General features: G+C 72.7%; 13 protein-coding genes. 5 read left to right on the forward strand and 8 right to left on the reverse strand.

What is annotated here, in order from left to right:
* The first annotated feature begins 131 nt into the window (after nucleotides 1–131).
* Nucleotides 132–1,373, forward strand: a complete 1,242-nt coding sequence (locus ITJ55_RS00250) for a sensor histidine kinase (protein WP_194593601.1) — start codon at nucleotides 132–134, stop codon at nucleotides 1,371–1,373.
* Complete coding sequence (locus tag ITJ55_RS00255) at nucleotides 1,370–2,104, forward strand: response regulator transcription factor (protein WP_194593602.1); 735 nt, start codon at nucleotides 1,370–1,372, stop codon at nucleotides 2,102–2,104. Before ITJ55_RS00250 ends, ITJ55_RS00255 begins: the two co-directional genes overlap by 4 nt.
* 42 nt (nucleotides 2,105–2,146) lie before the next feature.
* Here ITJ55_RS00255 and ITJ55_RS00260 read toward each other — a convergent pair whose 3' ends face one another.
* Genes ITJ55_RS00260 through ITJ55_RS00270 form a run of 3 tightly spaced genes read right to left on the reverse strand, consistent with a single transcriptional unit; the run spans nucleotide 2,147 to nucleotide 8,324 of the window.
* Nucleotides 2,147–5,611, reverse strand: coding sequence for an ATP-binding protein (locus ITJ55_RS00260; RefSeq protein WP_194593603.1), 3,465 nt, complete (start codon nucleotides 5,609–5,611; stop codon nucleotides 2,147–2,149).
* Complete coding sequence (locus tag ITJ55_RS00265; protein ID WP_194593604.1) at nucleotides 5,608–6,621, reverse strand: DUF4194 domain-containing protein; 1,014 nt, start codon at nucleotides 6,619–6,621, stop codon at nucleotides 5,608–5,610. The genes ITJ55_RS00260 and ITJ55_RS00265 overlap by 4 nt, the downstream gene beginning before the upstream one ends.
* Nucleotides 6,618–8,324 (reverse strand): DUF3375 family protein, encoded by a 1,707-nt coding sequence (locus ITJ55_RS00270; protein ID WP_194593605.1) that lies wholly within the window; start codon nucleotides 8,322–8,324, stop codon nucleotides 6,618–6,620. Before ITJ55_RS00270 ends, ITJ55_RS00265 begins: the two co-directional genes overlap by 4 nt.
* A gap of 184 nt (nucleotides 8,325–8,508) precedes the next feature.
* On the opposite strand from ITJ55_RS00270, the gene ITJ55_RS00275 reads away from it, so the two are divergent.
* Both ITJ55_RS00275 and ITJ55_RS00280 read left to right on the forward strand, forming a co-directional pair.
* Nucleotides 8,509–9,408 carry a hypothetical protein gene (locus tag ITJ55_RS00275; protein ID WP_194593606.1) on the forward strand — a complete coding sequence of 300 codons (900 nt, stop codon included), beginning with the start codon at nucleotides 8,509–8,511 and terminating at the stop codon, nucleotides 9,406–9,408.
* 55 nt (nucleotides 9,409–9,463) lie between these two features.
* Nucleotides 9,464–10,438 carry a RimK family alpha-L-glutamate ligase gene (locus ITJ55_RS00280; RefSeq protein ID WP_194593607.1) on the forward strand — a complete coding sequence of 325 codons (975 nt, stop codon included), beginning with the start codon at nucleotides 9,464–9,466 and terminating at the stop codon, nucleotides 10,436–10,438.
* On the opposite strand, the gene ITJ55_RS00285 is transcribed toward ITJ55_RS00280, so the two are convergent.
* The 4 genes from ITJ55_RS00285 to ITJ55_RS00300 form a co-directional block, all read right to left on the reverse strand.
* Nucleotides 10,333–11,040, reverse strand: a complete 708-nt coding sequence (locus tag ITJ55_RS00285; protein ID WP_370544059.1) for a very short patch repair endonuclease — start codon at nucleotides 11,038–11,040, stop codon at nucleotides 10,333–10,335. The two genes, ITJ55_RS00280 and ITJ55_RS00285, sit on opposite strands and share 106 nt — an antisense overlap.
* Before the next feature lie 225 nt (nucleotides 11,041–11,265).
* The gene (locus tag ITJ55_RS00290; RefSeq protein WP_194593608.1) at nucleotides 11,266–11,679 is read right to left on the reverse strand and encodes a hypothetical protein; all 414 of its coding nucleotides are present in this window, start codon (nucleotides 11,677–11,679) and stop codon (nucleotides 11,266–11,268) included.
* An 84-nt stretch (nucleotides 11,680–11,763) separates the two neighbouring features.
* A complete protein-coding gene (locus tag ITJ55_RS00295) occupies nucleotides 11,764–13,557 on the reverse strand; it encodes a DEAD/DEAH box helicase (RefSeq protein ID WP_194593609.1) in 1,794 nt (597 codons plus the stop codon).
* Nucleotides 13,558–13,652: 95 nt separating this feature from the next.
* A complete protein-coding gene (locus ITJ55_RS00300) occupies nucleotides 13,653–14,156 on the reverse strand; it encodes a hypothetical protein (protein WP_194593610.1) in 504 nt (167 codons plus the stop codon).
* A gap of 107 nt (nucleotides 14,157–14,263) precedes the next feature.
* Here ITJ55_RS00300 and ITJ55_RS00305 point away from each other — a divergent pair, with 107 nt between their 5' ends.
* Complete coding sequence (locus tag ITJ55_RS00305) at nucleotides 14,264–15,118, forward strand: site-specific DNA-methyltransferase (RefSeq protein WP_194593611.1); 855 nt, start codon at nucleotides 14,264–14,266, stop codon at nucleotides 15,116–15,118.
* On the opposite strand, the gene ITJ55_RS00310 is transcribed toward ITJ55_RS00305, so the two are convergent.
* Nucleotides 15,115–16,866 carry a threonine/serine exporter family protein gene (locus tag ITJ55_RS00310; protein WP_194593612.1) on the reverse strand — a complete coding sequence of 584 codons (1,752 nt, stop codon included), beginning with the start codon at nucleotides 16,864–16,866 and terminating at the stop codon, nucleotides 15,115–15,117. The two genes, ITJ55_RS00305 and ITJ55_RS00310, sit on opposite strands and share 4 nt — an antisense overlap.
* Nucleotides 16,867–16,929: the final 63 nt, after the last annotated feature.

Genomic DNA, 16,929 nt, shown 5'->3' on the forward strand with positions numbered 1-16,929 from the left:
CTCGCGGGCCTCGAGGCCCGGGGCGTCACCCTGCCGCGGACACCTGGCCGGCCGCCCGTACCGCGACCGCGGTACGCGACGTCGGGCCACAGGGGGACTCGGCCGCCGGCGTTCCAGGGCACGATGGGGTCATGACGACGACGGACGGCAGGAGGCGCGAGCCGGCCTACCCGCGACCTCGCGTCCCCTGGTGGCTGGGTGACGCCCTCGCCGCGGTGCTCGTCGTCGGTGCGGCGTTCGCACCCTTCCCCGTCGCGGGGTTCCGGCCGACCGGCGGGCTCGCCGTCGCGGTGGTCGTCGCACCCGCCCTGCTGCTGCCCCTGCGCCGGCGTCGGCCGGTCCCGGTGCTCGCCGCGGTCGTCGGCCTCTTCGGCCTCGCCGCCCTGCTGGGCACGCTCGCACCCGGCGTCGTGCTCGCCACCGGCATCGCCGTCTTCGCCGTCGCCGCGCGGACGCCGCGTCGTCGGACGCTCGTCGTGACGGCCGCCACGGCCCTCGCCGTCGTGCTGCTCGGCCTGGCGGCCGTGGGCGGGCGGTTCTTCGACGTGCCCGTCGTCCAGTTCGCCCTGCTGATCGCCTTCGGGGCCGCGGCGGGCGACGCCAGCCGGTCGCGCCGCGAGTACATCGAGGCCGTCACCGAGCGCGCGGAGCGGGCCGAACGCACCCGCGAGGCCGAGGCCTCTCGCCGCGTCGCCGAGGAGCGGCTGCGCATCGCGCGCGACCTCCACGACGTCGTCGCCCACCAGATCTCGGTCATCAGCCTCAACGCAGGGGTCGCGTCGTCGGCGATCGAGACGCGACCCGAGAAGGCCGTGACGGCCCTGGCGACCATCCGCCGCGCCTCCCGGACCGTCCTCGGCGAGATCGGCGACCTGCTCGAGGTGCTGCGGGCCGGCGACTCCGAGCGGGCGCCGTCGCCGCAGCCCGGCCTGGCGCGGCTGGACGAGCTCGTCGCCGGGTTCGCCGACGCAGGACTCGTCGTCACCACCCGGGTCGAGGGGCCGCTCGCCTCGGTCACGGCCGCGGCCGACCTCGTCGCGTACCGGGTCGTGCAGGAGGGGCTGACGAACGCCGGCAAGCACGGGGCCGGTGACCGCGCCCACGTGCTGGTCGCGGTCGCCGAGGACGAGGTGTCGGTGGTGGTGACGAACCCCGTGCCGGTGGCGCGGGCCGAGGCCGAGGCCGAGGCCGATGCCGACGTCGACCTCGACGTCGTGCGGGGCGGGTACGGGCTGCTCGGGCTGCGCGAACGCGTGGCCTCGGTGCGCGGGGTGGTCGAGACCGGGCCGACGCCGGGCGGCTTCCGGTTGGCGGCCGTGCTGCCGCTCGGGCGCGAGGCCGGCACGCCCGGCCGGGACGGAGGAGCCGCGTGACCACCGTGCTCGTCGTCGACGACCAGGCGTTGATCCGACAGGCCGTGACCGACATCCTCGACGGCGCGGACGGGATCGAGGTCGTCGGCGACGCGGTGAACGGTCGCGAGGCGGTGATGCGGGCCACGACGTCGCGGCCCGACGTGGTCGTCATGGACATCCGCATGCCCGAGCTCGACGGCATCGGCGCGACGGCCGAGATCTGCGCCGACCCGGTGCTCGCCGCGACGAAGGTGCTGATCCTCACCACGTTCGAGGAGGACGAGTACCTCGTCGCCGCCCTGCGCGCCGGGGCGAGCGGGTTCATCGGCAAGGGGGCCGAGCCCGACGAGATCGTGCGCGCGGTGCGGGCCGTCCACGCGGGGGAGTCGCTGCTGTCGCCGGTCGCCACGCGCAGCCTGATCGAGCGATACGTGCTGCCGGGTGGGGGCCGGGACGGCGGTGGGGCAGGCGCAGGCCGGGGCCGCGGGGACGGGCACGGCGGGGGATCGGCATCGGCTGCGGAGCGTCCCGTGCCGCCCGAGCTCGCGCACCTGACCGACCGTGAGCGCGAGGTGCTGCTGCTCGTCGCGCGAGGCCGGGCGAACGCCGAGATCGCGGCCGAGCTGGTGATCTCACCGCACACGGCGAAGACCCACGTCAACCGCATCATGACGAAGCTCGACGCGCACGACCGGGCGCAGCTCGTGATCGTGGCGTACGAGACGGGGTTGCTCGCGCCGGGTGCCTGACGATCGGGCGACTAGGTGCCCGAGGCCGGTGCGTCCTGCGGGTCAGGCGAGCGCGGCGGGGTCGAGGCCGTGCTGCTCGACCTGGATGGCCTGGCGGATCGTCAGCGGGTAGATGCGCGACAGCTCGGGGTTCGACGGGTCGCTCGAGATGTAGGCCACGCTCTCGACGTGCTGCTCGAAGGCGTTGACCTTGTCGCGCGGCGCGCCCACCACGAGCTGGAAGCCCAGTGAGGTCAGCGCGGCCAGCGCCCGGCCGGTGTACTCGGCGTCGGCCTTGACGAAGCCCTCGTCGAGCACGATCGGCGCGTAGGTCGGCACCCGGTCGGTGCCGTCGCCCAACCGGAAGCGCAGTGCCGCTCCGAGCACGAACGCGATGAGCTCCTGCCCCTCGCCGCCGGACTTGCCGGCCACGCCCTCGTGCACGATCTGCGTGCCGTCGGCCCGGGTCTCGATCGCCCGGAACTGGTAGTGCTCACGGGCGTCGAGCACCCGCCGGCGCCAGGCGTCGCCGACCTTCGAGCGCTCCTCGAGGTGGGCCAGGTCGCGGCGGAGCCTCAGGAACCGGCGCTCGATCGCGGAGGCGTCCCGCACCTCCTCGGGGCGTCCGCCCGTCGAGCCCTCGGCACCCGAGCCCGGCGCACCGGTGCGCTCGGCCCCGCTGGCGTGCTCGCGCAGCGTGCGCTTGAACTCGACCAGGTCGCCGTTCGAGACCGGGCGCGGCTCGATGTCGAGGGTCGAGCCCTGTCGGAACTCGATCGAGCGCAGGGCCTGCGAGATCGGGCGGACGCCGCGACGGATGACGTGGCCGTCCTCCTCGATCTGGACGAGCAGCGCCCGCAGGCTGTCACCGACGTCGCTGCCCGCCTTCTCGAGCCAGCGCTGCTTCGCGTGCGGCAGGTCGTCGGCGACGAGTCGGCGATGGATCGCCCGGACGGTCGGCAGGCTGTCGACGGTCGCGTCGAAGCCCGCCGTGCGGTCGAGTTCGAGGTAGCGCTCGAAGACCACGACGAGGGTCGCCTCGGCGTTCGCGCGGTCACGGTCGTGCGCGTCGACCTGGGCCCGCAACTGCGACGCCGCGTCGCGGTACAGGCGCGCCACGTCGGTCGCCTCGCGCGGGGCGGCGAACGGCAACGGGGCCAGCAGCGCCTGCTCGTCGTCGGTCAGGGGGTCGGCGTCGGCGGCATCGGCGAACTCGTCCTCGATGTCGACGAGGGTCGCGTGCTTCTCGTCGAGGCGGGCGAGCACCTGGTCGATCTCGGCGAGGCGACGGGTCGCGGCGGACCGGTCGTCGTCGTGCTGCGCGGCCTCGGCCTGCAGCGTCGCGAGTTCGGGGCGTTCGACGGCGATGCGCTCGAGCTGGGCGCGCAGGTCGTCGAGCCTGGCGCGAGCGGGCGCGGTGTCGAGCTCGTCCCAGGTGAACTCCCTCGAGCGGGCCACGGCGTCGGCCACCCGACGACGCTCGGCCGCCTCGGCCTCGATCGCGTCGTACTCAGCCCGGACCCGGGCCAGTTCGGCCTGACGCTCGACGATCTCGTCGCTGAGCTCGGCGATGCGGGCGGCGTTGTCGAGGCCGATCCACGAGCGGGTCGACCGGTCGTCCTTGACCACCCGGTCGCGCGAGCCGGTGCGGAGCCCCCGTCGGGTGACGGCGCCGCGGGTGCCGGCCGGACGCGGGTCGTCGAGGTCGTCGGGGCCCTCGACGCAGAGCACGCTGCGGTCGGCGACGAGTTCGTCGTGCAGCCACCCGCGGAACGGGCTGGCCGGGTCGAGGCGCACCATCGCCGGGACCGTATGGTCGACGGGTGTGAGCCGCGGCTCGGCGTCGAGGGTCGCGGGCACGAGCGTGACGCGTCCGCGCACGTCGTTCTCGTTCACCCAGCGGCGCACGGCGTCGAAGTCGTCGCGGTCGACGAGGAGGTGCGTGGCCAGATCGCCGAGCACCCTCTCGATCGCGACGGCCCAGCCGGCGTGCTCGGGCGCGACCTCGAACAGCTCTCCGGCGTAGGGCAGGCTCGACACCGGCACGCCCGCCCCCTCGGCGATGCGGCGACGTCGCTCGATCGCCTCGTCGGGCACGTTGCTGCGGCGCTGCTCGAACGACCGCTTCTGCTTCTCGAGGGCGGCCAGCGCGCGCTTCGTCTCGCCGATGCGGGCGGCGAGGTCGCTGCGGGCGTCGGCGGTCGCAGTGCGGGCAGCGGCGTCGTCGGCCGCGAGACGGTCGGCACGCTGCCCGAGGGCGGCGAGCTGCGCGTCGTCGCGGGGGAGGGACTCGCCCGTCCCGTCCAGGGCGGCGGCGAGGCGGCCGCGGGTGCGCTCGACGGCGGCGAGATCGGCCTCGGCGGCGGCCACGTGCTCGCGGAGCGACTGCGTGGGGTCGCCCCCGAGCTCGCTGATCCGCGCCAGGGCCTGCTCACGCGACCGGAACGCGAGCTGCTCGTCCGCCTGGGCGCGCCTCCTGCGTTCGCTCTGCTCGCGCTTGTCGGCGGTGACGCGGTCGACCTCGCCGCTGACCCAGCTGCCGACGCGTTCGGCCAGCCAGACCCGTAGGCGGCTGGGGCCGTCGTCGTCGACCAGCAGGCGGCGCTTCGCCGAGCCGTCGCGGCCGGCGAGCTCGTACCGGTCGCCGAGGGCCGGCACCGGGTCGAGCACGTCGAGCTTCTTGCGGGTCGTCTCGAAGACGTCGTAGAGCGCCGAGGCCTCGCGGTAGGTGGCGAGCGTGGTCTCCCAGCGGCTGAGGGCCTGCGGTTGCACGAGCACGAACTGCTTGAACAGGTCGTCGATCGAGAACACGCCCTTCGAGGCCTGCGCCCGCCGCAGCAGCATCAGGGCCTTGAGCTGCGACTCGTCGCTGCCGCCGATGCCGAGCACGCCGCAGAGCTGCACGCGCAGCTCGGGCTGCGACGCCGTCGCGAGGTCGCGGGCCGGGTCGAGCAGTCGGGCGAGCGACCCGCGGGTCAGCGGGTTCTGGCTCGCGCCCTCGCGGGTCACCTCGGACAACCGGCTGAGGTCGAAGGGGCCGTACACGAGCAGGTAGACGCTCGCCTGGGTGACGTCGTCCTGGCTGGCGGTGTCTTCACCGATCCAGGCGACACGGACGGCCGTGACGGTCTGGCCGAGCTCGGTCGACCACGTGATCGCGGCACCGCTCGGGAAGGCCTCGCCGAGCGGGCGGAGGAAGCGCGTCGTCGTGCGGTCGGTGGCGGCGTCGCGCACCTCGTCGGTCTTGCCGCGCGCGTAGCTGTAGACCGTGCGCTCGGACCGGTTGCGGCTGTCGTCGCGGGCGGCACGGTTGAACTCTTGCGGGTTCGGCATGATCACCGCAGCCATCGCGTCGAGCACGGTCGACTTGCCGCGACCGGTCGGGCCGAGGATGGCGATGCCGCCGCGACCCACGGGCATGCGGTGCAGGCCGGCGTAGCTGCCCCAGTTGAGCAGCTGGACCTGCTCGATGCGGTACTGACCCGAGTGGAACATGCCGAGGTCGGGCGCGGTGTCGGCGGTGCTCATGAGCGGGGTGCTTCCGGGTCGGTGTCGGGGTGCGGGTCGGTGTCGCTATCCGTGTCGCTGTCGGGGCCGGCCGCGGCGCCGGTCTCGAGGTCGAGGTCGAGGTCGAGCGGGACGGCGGTCGGGTCGGGCTCGGGGGAGTCGTCGGGCTCGGCGTCTGGGTGGGCGGGATCGTCGGCATCGGGGTCGGAGTCGGGCTCGACCTCCGGTTCGAGGGGATCGTCGGTGTCGACGCCCGAGTCGTCGGCGTCGGCGTCGACGTCGGCCCGGGGGGCGTCGCCGGGCACCTCGCCGGCACCCTCGACCCCGGCCGCCTCGAGGTACACCCGCTCGAGGTGGGCCAGCCGGTCGGCGGTCATCAGCGGCACGATGGCGGGCGACACGACGAACAGCTCGGGGTCGTCGGGTTCGGGCGAGAGCAGGTCGCGGGCGACGAGCGCGGCGATGGCGGCGTCGGCCCGGCGTCGTGCCCGGACCTCGTCGGCGCCCGAGTCGTCGTGGTAGCGGCCGACGAACTCGACGACGGCGTCCCTCGAGATCACGACCGCCTCGTCGAGGCCGTCGGTGAAGGCGTGCTCGCGGCGGGCGAAGACCATCAGCAGCGACGCGTCGCGCGACAGCGGCTTCTCGCGGCGCAGCAGCACGGGCACGTCGTCCTCGCCACCCTGCCGCTTGAAGGCGACCTCGTGGTCGTGGTCGACGACCAGCACGAGGAACATCTCGTCGAGCCGGGCCCGGATCTCGGCCTCGTGGGCGAGCAGGCCGGCCCAGGCCTCCTGCTGCCGGGCGCGCGACACGAAGCGGTGGGTGAGCAGCGTGACGAGGGCCTTGCGGCCGGCCAGCGGCAGGGCGTCCGAGACCGCGCCCGACCGGGCGTCGTCCGCGTCGCCGTCGTCGAACGCGTCGCGGGAGGCGCGGGCCGGCTCGTCGACGGAGCCGCCGGTCGCCTCGACCGAGGAGGCGCGGGCCGGTTCGTCGACGCCGGTCTCGTCGAGCGGGGCTGCGGGGCTCATGCGGGGTCCTTCGTGCGGAGAGTGCTGGTCGTGGGGGCGGGGGCGGCGGGTTCGAGGTCGGCGGGGTCGACGTCGGGCGGAGCCGCAGCGGCTCGCCGGAAGACGAGGCGGGGCAGCGTGACAAGCCGGCCCGCGCCTCCTGGACCCGCGCCTCCTGGTCCTGCGCCCCCGGTCCCCGTGCCGCCGGGCACCGTGACGTCGGCCGGGTCGCCGGCCAGCTCGACCGTCTCGGTGTCGTCGCCGACGACGCCGCGGTCGAGGGCGAGGTCGAGCATGCTGAGCACGAGCCCGAGGCGGCGGAACTCGGGGTCGGTCGCACGGTAGACGTCGGCGCTCGTGACCTCGTCGCGGTCGGCGAGCAGGCGGTCGATCGTCGCCGAGACGGCCGCCGTGCTCGTGCCCGAGGTGAGGCGCAGGGCGGCGCGGTCGGCCTCGGGCAGGGCGGCGTCGCCGATCGTGACCTGCACGTCGACGGTCGGTCGGGCACGGTCCGTGTGCAGCTGCACCTGGCTGACGTCGCGGACGTCGAGCGCCCCGAGTCCGAGTCCGTCACCGTGGTCGGCCGGCAGCATCGCGTGACCCGGGCGCCGTTCGGCCCAGACGCCCCCGGCGTGCAGCGCGCGGTCGGCCAGGGTGAGCAGGCGCTGCTGCTGGTCGGAGCCCGACCGGGTCAAGAACCGGCGGAGCGATGACGTCCACCGCCCGTAGGTCTCTTGCACGGTCTGTTCTTCGGCGAGCAGCGACGAGATGAGCGACTCGAGCTGTGTGCGCTGCCGTTCGGTGAGCTGCTCGGCCGCGTCGGGCTGTGCCAGGACCTTCTCGATGTCGGCCCGCATCACGTCGATCTCGCGCGACGAGAGCATCTGCGCGAAGCCGCGGTAGGCCCGCCCCTCCGGTGTCTGCTCGAGCAGGTCGTTGTCGCGCAGGTACTGGTCGACGAGGGCGCCCTTGCCGACGTGCTCGGACGACGCCCGGCGCGCGACCTCACGGTGTCGCTGCTCGACCATGGCGCCGAGCTGCCGGAAGTCCTCGGGCAACGACGCGGTGAGACGCACCACCTCGCGCACCTGCCGGCGCAGCACGTCGGGGGCGGCCGGCTCGGTGCCGTGCCGCTCGATCTGTCGCTTGCGCCGTTCGAGCTCGGCGATCTGCTCGTCGAGCCGGGTGAGCTGGGCCTCGCGGCTCGGGTCGGCGAGGCCGGCGAGCTGCCCGACGGCGTGGGCGATGCTGCCGAGGCGGGCCTCGCTGACGGCGTTGTCGCGTTCGACGAGGTCGCGCACGAGGCGCAGCGCCTTCAGGGCGTGCGGCGACAGGCGGTACTCGGCGCGGGCGTCCGGTCCGGAGGCGCGGGTGCGGACCAGCCAGCGGCTCTCGACCCAGCTGCGGCAGTACTCGGCCGGCGTGGTCTTCGGGTCGGCGGGGGCTGGGGTGGCGACGGGCGTCGGGGACGCGGGCCGCGCCTCCTCGAGTTCGCGCTCGGTCGTCGCCTGCTCGGCGGCGTTCTGCGCGAGGGCGTCGGCGACCTGGCGGTGGAACCAGTCGGCCGACACCGGCCCTTCGGCGTGCTCGAGGTGGCGGGAGAAGAGCGGCAGCATCCACCGGGCGTTGTAGCCGCGGAGCAGGGCCCAGGTGGGGTCGTCTTCGTACGCCGCGCGCACGTCGTCGCGGCTCAGGGCGTCGTCGTGCCCCGACGGGTGGTTCACCAAGCAAGACCTCCGGCAGTCGTCGGACGACGATACCAACCCCGAGGGCGGCGGCATCTGCAGCGACGCGTGAGGACCACCGGGCGCCGGCCCCGCTTCCATCCGCGCGAAGATCGAAGATGAAGATCCGCGTGTCGAATGGACACCCTTGAACCAGTCTGAGAGCCTGCACTTTGGGGGTAAAATGAGTGATTCACAAGAAAAGTCCAGCTCGGGGAACGCCAGGGCAGGCGAAGCATCGCCGGGGCACCAGCACCAGCACAAGCGGGTCGGACCTGTCGTGACATTACCGGTCGTGGTGAGCATTGTGGCCCTTCTGGTCTCGGCCTTTTCCGGCTACAGCGCATGGGGTTCGCGTGTCATCGCAGAACGACAAGCCGACCTCAGTGCCGAGCAGGCCGACATCAGCAACGTCAGCGAAGAATTGCGGGCATTGTCGTCCGTGAGCATCGCGCTGACTGATTCAGACGTCGTGATCGAGAACCGGTCGCCGTTCCCGCTCCTTGACAGCGTCGTTCGGGCACAGGGCGTCGGATTCTCGACGACGGCAGGTAACACTTTTTCTCAGTCGGGCCTCAAGATCGCCATGATCGGAACATGTCAGCGTCTTACGGTCAGCCGAGAGGAATGGGTCGCATCGGCTTCCTCTCGGGACACTTTCGACGTGGTCGACGGCCACCTCGTGGCATCATCCGTCAGGGACCTCGAGCCTGCCCTGGAACGTCTAGCCGTCGCCTTCCACCTGTTCCCGGGTCGATGGTGGAGTGTGTACCCGAACGGCACGCTCCAGTCCATTTCGTTGGGCCAGACGGCAGTCGGGGTAAGGGGCGGCACCGGACACGAGCGGGCGTTCGCGCCGGAGGAGGTCCTTGGAGATCAGGAGCTCATCGCGGCCGCCATCCTTGCCATCCCGGAAGACGACACTTTGGGCGACACGGTTCTCGAAGGCGTCGATCATGGTGATGTCTTCGTTCTTGGCAGCGAAGTCGTGGCCTACCCAGAAGCCAGGATCGCGGGTTACACCACGGCGGACTATGCGGCCCTTCACCCACGGTGGGAGGCGATCGAGGGGTGCACGACTTGAGGCCATCGCCTCTCCTTGACTGGCGGGATGTGGCTGCCGGGTGCACGATCGAACGATGACCTCGCTGATCGACCACGCCGCCCCGACACCCGTCGTGCACGTGCTGCACGACAACGCCGAGTGGCTGCCGCCGCTCGTCGCCGCGCTCGACGCCGCGGGGGTGCCCCACCGCGAGCACCTGCTCGACGGGACGTCGTTCGACCTCGCGGCCGCGCCTCCTGAAGGGGTCTTCTGGTCGCGCCTGAGCGGCTCGGCCCACACACGTGGCCGGGGGACCGCGAAGGAGGTCGCCCGCGCGACCCTGCGCTGGGCCGAACGACACGGGCGCCGGACGGTCAACGGCAGCGGTGTCGTCGAGCTCGAGGTGAGCAAGGTGGCGCAGTACCTGGCGCTGGCGTCGGCCGGCTTCGACGTGCCCACGACGACCGCCGTGTTCGGCACCGCCGACCTCAAGGCCCGGGCCCGCGAGCAGACGCTGCCGTTCATCACGAAGCACAACCAGGGCGGCAAGGGCCTCGGCGTGCGCCGCTTCGACGACCTCGACTCGTTCGACGCCTACGTCGACGGGCCCGACTTCGAGGTGCCGGTCGACGGCATCACCCTGTTGCAGGAGTTCTTGCAGGCGGAAGAGCCGTTCAACACGCGCGTCGAGTTCGTCGGCGGGCGGTTCGTCTACGCGGTGCGGGTCGACACCTCGGCGGGCAGCTTCGAGCTGTGCCCGGCCGACGCGTGCGTCGTGCCCGCCGGCGCCGACCCGGCCACGTTCGCGCCGTTCGCGGTGCGCCCGTCGGTCACCGCCGAGCACCCGCTCGTGAAGCGTCTCGAGGCGTTCGTCGCCGAGCAGGGCATCGAGGTCGCCGGCATCGAGTTCATCGAGACCGCCGACGGCCGCTTCGTCCCGTACGACGTCAACACGAACACCAACTACAACCCCGACGTCGAGCGGTCGTCGTCGGTGTCGGCCGCGGCGACCCTGGCCGCCTGGCTCGGCGACGTGCTCGCGGCGGAGTACGCCGGCGTGCCCGCCTGAGAGCTCCGATCTGGGCCGTGGGCGACGCCTTGCCGACGACGCGCCATGACGAGCTCGGACTCGACCCTGTGCACCGCATCGTCCAGCGGGTCGTGCTCCCAGACCCGGACGACCGTCCAGCCTGCCATCTCGAGGCGTGAGGTCGTGGCGGCGTCTCGTCGACGATTGCCGGTGAGCTTGTCGAGCCAGTAGTGCCCGTTGCGCCGGGGAAGCTGGGCGTGCACCTCGCAGAAGTGCCAGAAGCAGCCGTCGACGAACACCGCCACCCGGAGTCGAGGAAAGGACAGGTCGGGTCGGCATCTCGTCCCTTCGACGGTCCGGTCGACGAAGAATCGCCAACCCTCGGCGTGCAGGGCACTCCGCAGAGCCAGTTCCGGCGCCGTGTCGCGGCGCGCGATCCGGCTCATGCGTCGGCGGGTGGCCGCGTCGCCTTCGAACGCGTCAGGGGACGTCGAGCGGATCGCCGCCGCCTTCGCGCGGGACGTCATCGCCTGTTGCACCTCCGCCCCTGCGCTCTGTCGCACGACGTTGCAGCTCGGCCACGGCCTCGGCGTGCTGGACGCACGCGAGGCACGAGCACCCGCAGCGCATCGAGGTCGCATCCCGATCCGATGATCATGCGTCGACGGTACGGAGGGCCCGTCCCAGTTGCGGCGGCACACCCTCGCCCTTGGGGACGATGATCCGTTCCGAGCCGCCTGTGGGCGAGTCGTCGCCCGGACTGGCCGACGGAAGCGTCGATCGAGTGGGCAGAACGTGTCCTTCGTCGGCGGCGGAAGGACGGTTTCTGCCCACTCGACGGGACGGACTCGCCGCGGGGCGACGAGCTAGCGCCGAGGAGGCACAGGAGGCGCGGGCGGGGCCGGCGAGGTCGCGAACGCCCCGGCCGCGAGGGCCGTCAGCACGGCCGCACCGATCGTCACGGGCGCGAGCGGCCCGGCGAACGCCGCGGCCGGGCCCACCGTCGTGCCGAGGGCCACGACGAGCTGGCCGATCAGCAGCAACACCAGGCCGAACGCGGAGCCCAGGAGGCTCACCCGGGCCAGGTCGTGCAGCCGCCGGGTGTGGTCGTCCGAGCGACGGGCACGCGCCGACTCGGATGCGAGGCGGCGTCGCGTCCGCACGTAGAGCACGAGCGCCACGACCGAGAGCAGCAGCGGGATGGCACTGCCGATCGTGAGCGCGGTCTGCACGACGCCGAACAGGGCGTCGGTGCCGCCGGGGGAGGGCGGGGTGCTCATGCGTCTCCGTTCTGCCCTGACCGGACACGACGACGCCGACCCGGCGGCGAGCCGGGTCGGCGTCGGGGCCGTGCGGCCGGGTGCCTAGTAGCGGGGCTTGCGGGCGGGCCGGTCGCCACCGGAGGACCGGTCGGGCCGGTCGTCGCGGCGGGGCGCGCCTCCTCGGCGGTCGGGCTTGATCTCGATCAGCTTGCCGCTGATGCGCGTGTCGCTCAGGCGGTCGAGCATGTCGCTCGAGACGTCGGAGGCGAGCTCGACCACCGAGAATTCGGGGCGGATCTGGATCGCCCCGAAGTCGTCACGGCTGAGACCGCCCTCGTTCGCCAGGGCGCCCACGATCTGACGCGGCTCGACGCGGTGACGACGACCGACCTCGATGCGATAGGCCGTCATCGGCTTCGAGGTGCGTGGTCCGCGTTCGCGGCGCTCACCCCGGTCGTCGTCGCGGCCGGCGCGCGGGGCACGGTCGTCGCGCTCGCGCAACGGACGCTCGTCACGCTGCGGACGCTCGTCTTTCGGGTCGAGCAGCAGGGGCGTCTCGCCCTGCGCGACCACCGCGAGGGCGGCGGCGACGTCGGCCTCGGGCACGTCGTGGTGCTCGACGTAGTGGCTGATGATGTCGCGGAACGCCGAGATGCGGGCGTCTTGCGAGAGGGCCTCGGTGATGGCGTCGTCGAAGCGGGTGAGACGCGTGCTGTTGACGTCTTCGACCGTGGGCAGCTGCATCTGCGTGAGCGGCTGTCGGGTGGCCTTCTCGATCGCCCCGAGCAGGCGGCGCTCGCGCGGCGTGACGAAGCTGATCGCGGCACCGCTGCGGCCGGCACGACCCGTGCGGCCGATGCGGTGCACGTACGACTCGGTGTCGATCGGGATGTCGTAGTTGACGACGTGGCTGATGCGGTCGACGTCGAGACCGCGGGCCGCGACGTCGGTCGCGACGAGGATGTCGAGCTTGCCGCTCTTCAGCTGGTTGACCGTGCGCTCGCGCTGCGCCTGGGCGACGTCGCCGCTGATCGCGGCGGCCGAGTAGCCACGGGCGCGCAACTTCTCGGCGAGGGTCTCGGTCTCGCTCTTGGTGCGGACGAAGATGATCATGCCCTCGAAGTTCTCGACCTCGAGGATGCGCGTCAGGGCGTCGACCTTCTGCGGGTACGACACCATCAGGTAGCGCTGGGTCGTGTTGACCGAGGTGGTGGTCTTCGCCTTGACCGTGATCTCTTCGGCGTCGTTCAGGTACTGCTTGGAGATGCGACGGATCTGCGGCGGCATCGTGGCCGAGAACAGGGCCACCTGCTTGTCGTCGGGGGTGTCGGCGAGGATCGTCTCGACGTCTTCGGCGAAGCCCATCTTCAGCATCTCGTCGGCTTCGTCGAGCACGAGGTACTTCAGCTCGCTCAGGTCGAGCGTGCCCTTGGCCAGGTGGTCCATGATGCGACCGGGCGTGCCGACGACGACGTGGACGCCGCGGCGCAGGGCGCTCAGCTGGACGCCGTACGCCTGACCGCCGTAGACCGGCAGGACGTGGACGCCGCGCATGCCCGAGGCGAACTGCTCGAACGCCTCGCAGACCTGCAGGGCGAGCTCGCGCGTCGGCGACAGGACGAGCGCCTGCGGCTTCTTGGCCGAGACGTCGAGGCGCGACAGGATGGGCAGGGCGAAGGCCGCCGTCTTGCCGGTGCCGGTCTGCGCGAGGCCGACGACGTCGCGGCCGTCGAGCAGGGTGGGGATCGTGGCGGCCTGGATGGCCGAAGGGGTCTCGTAGCCGATCTCGCGGATCGCCTTGAGCACCTGGTCGCTCAAGCCCAGATCGGAGAACGTCGGCGTCGTGTCGGCTTGCTCTGTGGCGTCGCTCGGGGCTTGCTCGGTGGTGTCACTCATGGTGCAACGGTAGCTTGTCCCGGGCCTGTGCCGGTGCCCCTCGCCCCCGAGTCGGGCCGAGGTCGGGCCGAGGTCGGGCCGAGGTCGGGTCGAGGTCAGACCGGCACGAGCGGCAGGGCGGCCGTGACGAGGGTCGCGACGACGACGATCGTCGTGGCCGCGGCGCAGGCGATGGCCGTCCACCGCAGCGCGTGCGAGCGTCCGGGGCGGCGACCGACCGTGGCCGCCAGGAGGGCCGACACGGCGAAGGACGCCGACGTCAGCCCGACCACCGGAGCGGTCGCGCGTCGACCGCGGGCGAGGCCCAGGGGGAACTCGTCGGCGCCCTCGGAGAGCTCGGTCCAGCCCCAGGCGAGGTAGCAGGCGACGGCGACGACCGAGAGGGCGAACGCGAGCGACGGTTGGTGGGGGATCGGCTCGCGGTGCACGTAGACGGTGGGCGGGCGGCGCCGCGGGCGGCGACGGGGTTGCAGGATCGGGTCGTCCGGATCGAGCGTCACGTCGAGGGGCAGACGGCCTTGGCGATGGAGGACGATCACCTCGTCGACGGGTCGACGGCGTCTCGGACCGGGGGACTGCTTCGTCGCAGGTGACAACACGGTCGTTAGCCTACTGGTCGTGCAGGGAACGACCGACCGTCGATGTCGGCGGCCCGAAGTAGTCTTCTCGACGACCTCCCCCGACCCGCGACACCCCGAAGGACGACGTGCAACCGACCTACCGCACCGCCAGCGGTCGGCTCTTCCAGGCCGACTGCCTCGAGGTCCTCGCCGAGCTCGACGACGAGTCGGTCGACCTCGTGTTCGCCGACCCGCCCTTCAACCTGGGCAAGGTCTACGGCGCGGGCATCGACGACTCGCTCGACGACGACGCCTACCTCGTCTGGTGCCGCCGGTGGATCGCCGAGTGCGTCCGCGTCCTGCGGCCCGGTGGGTCGTTCTACCTCTTCAACCTCCCCCGCTGGAACATCGAGCTGGGCCACGTGCTGAACGGCGAGGGCATGACCTTCCGCCACTGGGTTGCCGTCGACATCAAGTACGGTCTGCCGATCCCGGGCAAGCTCTACCCCTCGCACTACTCGCTGCTCTACTACAGCAAGGGCAAGCCGTCGCGCTTCGTCCGGCCGAGGCTGCCGATCCAGGTGTGCCGGCACTGCGGTCGCGACATCAAGGACTACGGCGGCCACCGCGGCAAGCTCCACCCCGACGGCATCAACCTCACCGACGTCTGGCTCGACATCCCGCCCGTGCGTCACCGGGCGACGAAGACCCGCGGGGCGAACGAGCTCAGCGAGAAGCTGCTCGAGCGCGTCCTGACCATCAGCTCCGAGCCCGGCGACCTCGTCCTCGACCCCTTCGGCGGCTCGGGCACGACGTACGCCGTGGCCGAGAAGATGCACCGTCACTGGATCGGCGCCGAGATCGGCGACGTCCAGCCGATCGTCCGACGCCTCGAAGGCGAGGAGGCGCAGGTCGAGCCCCCGAGGCGCGGCGACACCGGGCGCGGCGACACCGGGCGCGGTGACACCGGGCGTGGGGCTGCAGCGGTCGTCGACCGCTAGTCGCCCCCGGGCGACGTGTCCGTCGAGGGGGCGCCGGTGCGGACGGGCGTCGACAGGGCCACCCCGGGCAACCGTGGCGAGTCCGGGTCCGAGAGGCGAGGGCGCCCGGGCACCTGCGCCGGCAGCGGTGTGGTGGTGATCGGCAGAGGGGCGGTGGTCGGACCGTCAGCAGGGGCAGGGGCAGGGGCAGGGGCAGAAGCGGGTGCAGGTGCAGGTGCAGGTGCCGCGGCCGGCGCCGCCCCCGGCGCCGTGATGATGCTGATCGGCGTCGTGTCGGTGTGGACCGACTGCACGCGGACGCGCTTCGTCCGGCGCAGCCACCGTCGGGCCCCCGGGGTCGCGAGCAGGTTGCCGAGCACGAGCCCCGCGCCGATGGCGAGCGTCGTCAGCATCGAGAACACGAAGTCGACCTCGGCGCCGTCGGTGCCGGCCATGAAGTTCAGCAGCGACGACGCGACCGCGAGCGACGGCAGCAGTGACCCGCAGAACGCGGGCACGGCGATGACCGTCGCGGCCGTGCGCAGGCGAGCTGCCGCGACGGTCGACAGGGCTCCGAGCAGGGTGGCGGCGACGAACGTCGCGCCCATGAGGGGCAGGCCGAGGTGGCGCAGCGTGAACAACGAGAGGTTGCCGACCAGGGCGACGCCGATCGTGATCGGGATCATGCGGGCGGTCGACCCCTGGGCGATCGAGTTGGCGGACGCCGCGGCGAAGCTCGAGATGAGCGAGAGCCAGAGGGGCAGGGCCTGCAGCGTGATGTTCGTCGGGTCGACCTCGATGGCGACGAACCGGGCCGTCACGGCGAGCCCGGCCGGGATGCCGCAGACGACGCCGGCCACGATCAACCCGATGACGAGTGCCCGGCCGACCGCCATCGACCGGAACCCCGAGATGGCGTCCTGCGCCCAGGTGACGATCGTGGGGTGCGGCAGCACGAGGACGACCACCGCCGCGACCATCGCTGCCGCGCCTCCTGGTCTCAGCAGGCCCGCCCAGATGCCGAGCGTGCCGAGCGTCGCCGTCGCCGCGGCCTGCAGGCCGATGACGAAGAACTGCGGGATGCCCCGGGCGGTCAGGCCCCGCCCCGACGCCATGATGCCGATCATCACCACGAAGGCTCCGACGGCGGCCTGCCAGGTGCCGCCGGCCTGCAGCGTCACCGAGACGCCGAGCAGGCCCATGGCGAGGTCGGTCAGCCACGACGGCCAGCGCGGCGGCGACTTGAGCACGTCGACGAGCCCGGCCACGGCCTCGGTCATGTCGCGGTCGTCGTGCAGCAGGTCGTCGACGATCTGGTAGACCAACGACAGCCGGTGCAGGTTCGAGCCCTCGGCGTAGATGACGCGGGTCTTGACGAGCGGGTTGTGGCCGGCCGGCGCGTACTGGATCGTGATGGCCGTGCCGGTGATGTCGAGTTCGAGGGGCGCGAGGTTCCACTTGGTGCTGACCGCCACGATGGCGACCTCGGTGCTGCGCACGTCGGCACCCGACGAGAGCATCACGTCGCCGAGGTCGAGGCAGAAGTCGACGATCTGCCGGGGCGAGTAGAGGTCGCCGCCGATGCCGTGCTCGGGCGTCGTGCCCTCGTAGATCGTGCCGCGGAGCCGGGCCCGGACGTCGCGCAGCTCGTGTTGGTTGACGAGTCGCGACTGCGCGGGCCCGCGGGGCTTGCCCTTCGGGGGCTTGGGCACGCGCGTCGGGCGGGCCTTCGGCGGGGCCGGTCGGTCGCTTCGTCTCGCGTCGGACACGCTGCCCCTCTCGCTCGCTGCGGACCGGGTCTCGGCACCACCCGGCCGGGGCGGCGGGACCCG

It is taken from the genome of Frigoribacterium sp. VKM Ac-1396 (assembly GCF_015350895.1).
Taxonomy (GTDB): domain Bacteria; phylum Actinomycetota; class Actinomycetes; order Actinomycetales; family Microbacteriaceae; genus Frigoribacterium.

Coding starts and splice junctions, on each gene's coding strand:
- ITJ55_RS00250 (WP_194593601.1), top strand. CDS start 132: ATGACGACGACGGACGGCAGGAGGCGCGAGCCGGCCTACCCGCGACCT.
- ITJ55_RS00260 (WP_194593603.1), bottom strand. CDS start 5,611: ATGAGCACCGCCGACACCGCGCCCGACCTCGGCATGTTCCACTCGGGT.
- ITJ55_RS00265 (WP_194593604.1), bottom strand. CDS start 6,621: ATGAGCCCCGCAGCCCCGCTCGACGAGACCGGCGTCGACGAACCGGCC.
- ITJ55_RS00275 (WP_194593606.1), top strand. CDS start 8,509: ATGAGTGATTCACAAGAAAAGTCCAGCTCGGGGAACGCCAGGGCAGGC.
- ITJ55_RS00280 (WP_194593607.1), top strand. CDS start 9,464: ATGACCTCGCTGATCGACCACGCCGCCCCGACACCCGTCGTGCACGTG.
- ITJ55_RS00285 (WP_370544059.1), bottom strand. CDS start 11,040: ATGCGACCTCGATGCGCTGCGGGTGCTCGTGCCTCGCGTGCGTCCAGC.
- ITJ55_RS00290 (WP_194593608.1), bottom strand. CDS start 11,679: ATGAGCACCCCGCCCTCCCCCGGCGGCACCGACGCCCTGTTCGGCGTC.
- ITJ55_RS00295 (WP_194593609.1), bottom strand. CDS start 13,557: ATGAGTGACACCACCGAGCAAGCCCCGAGCGACGCCACAGAGCAAGCC.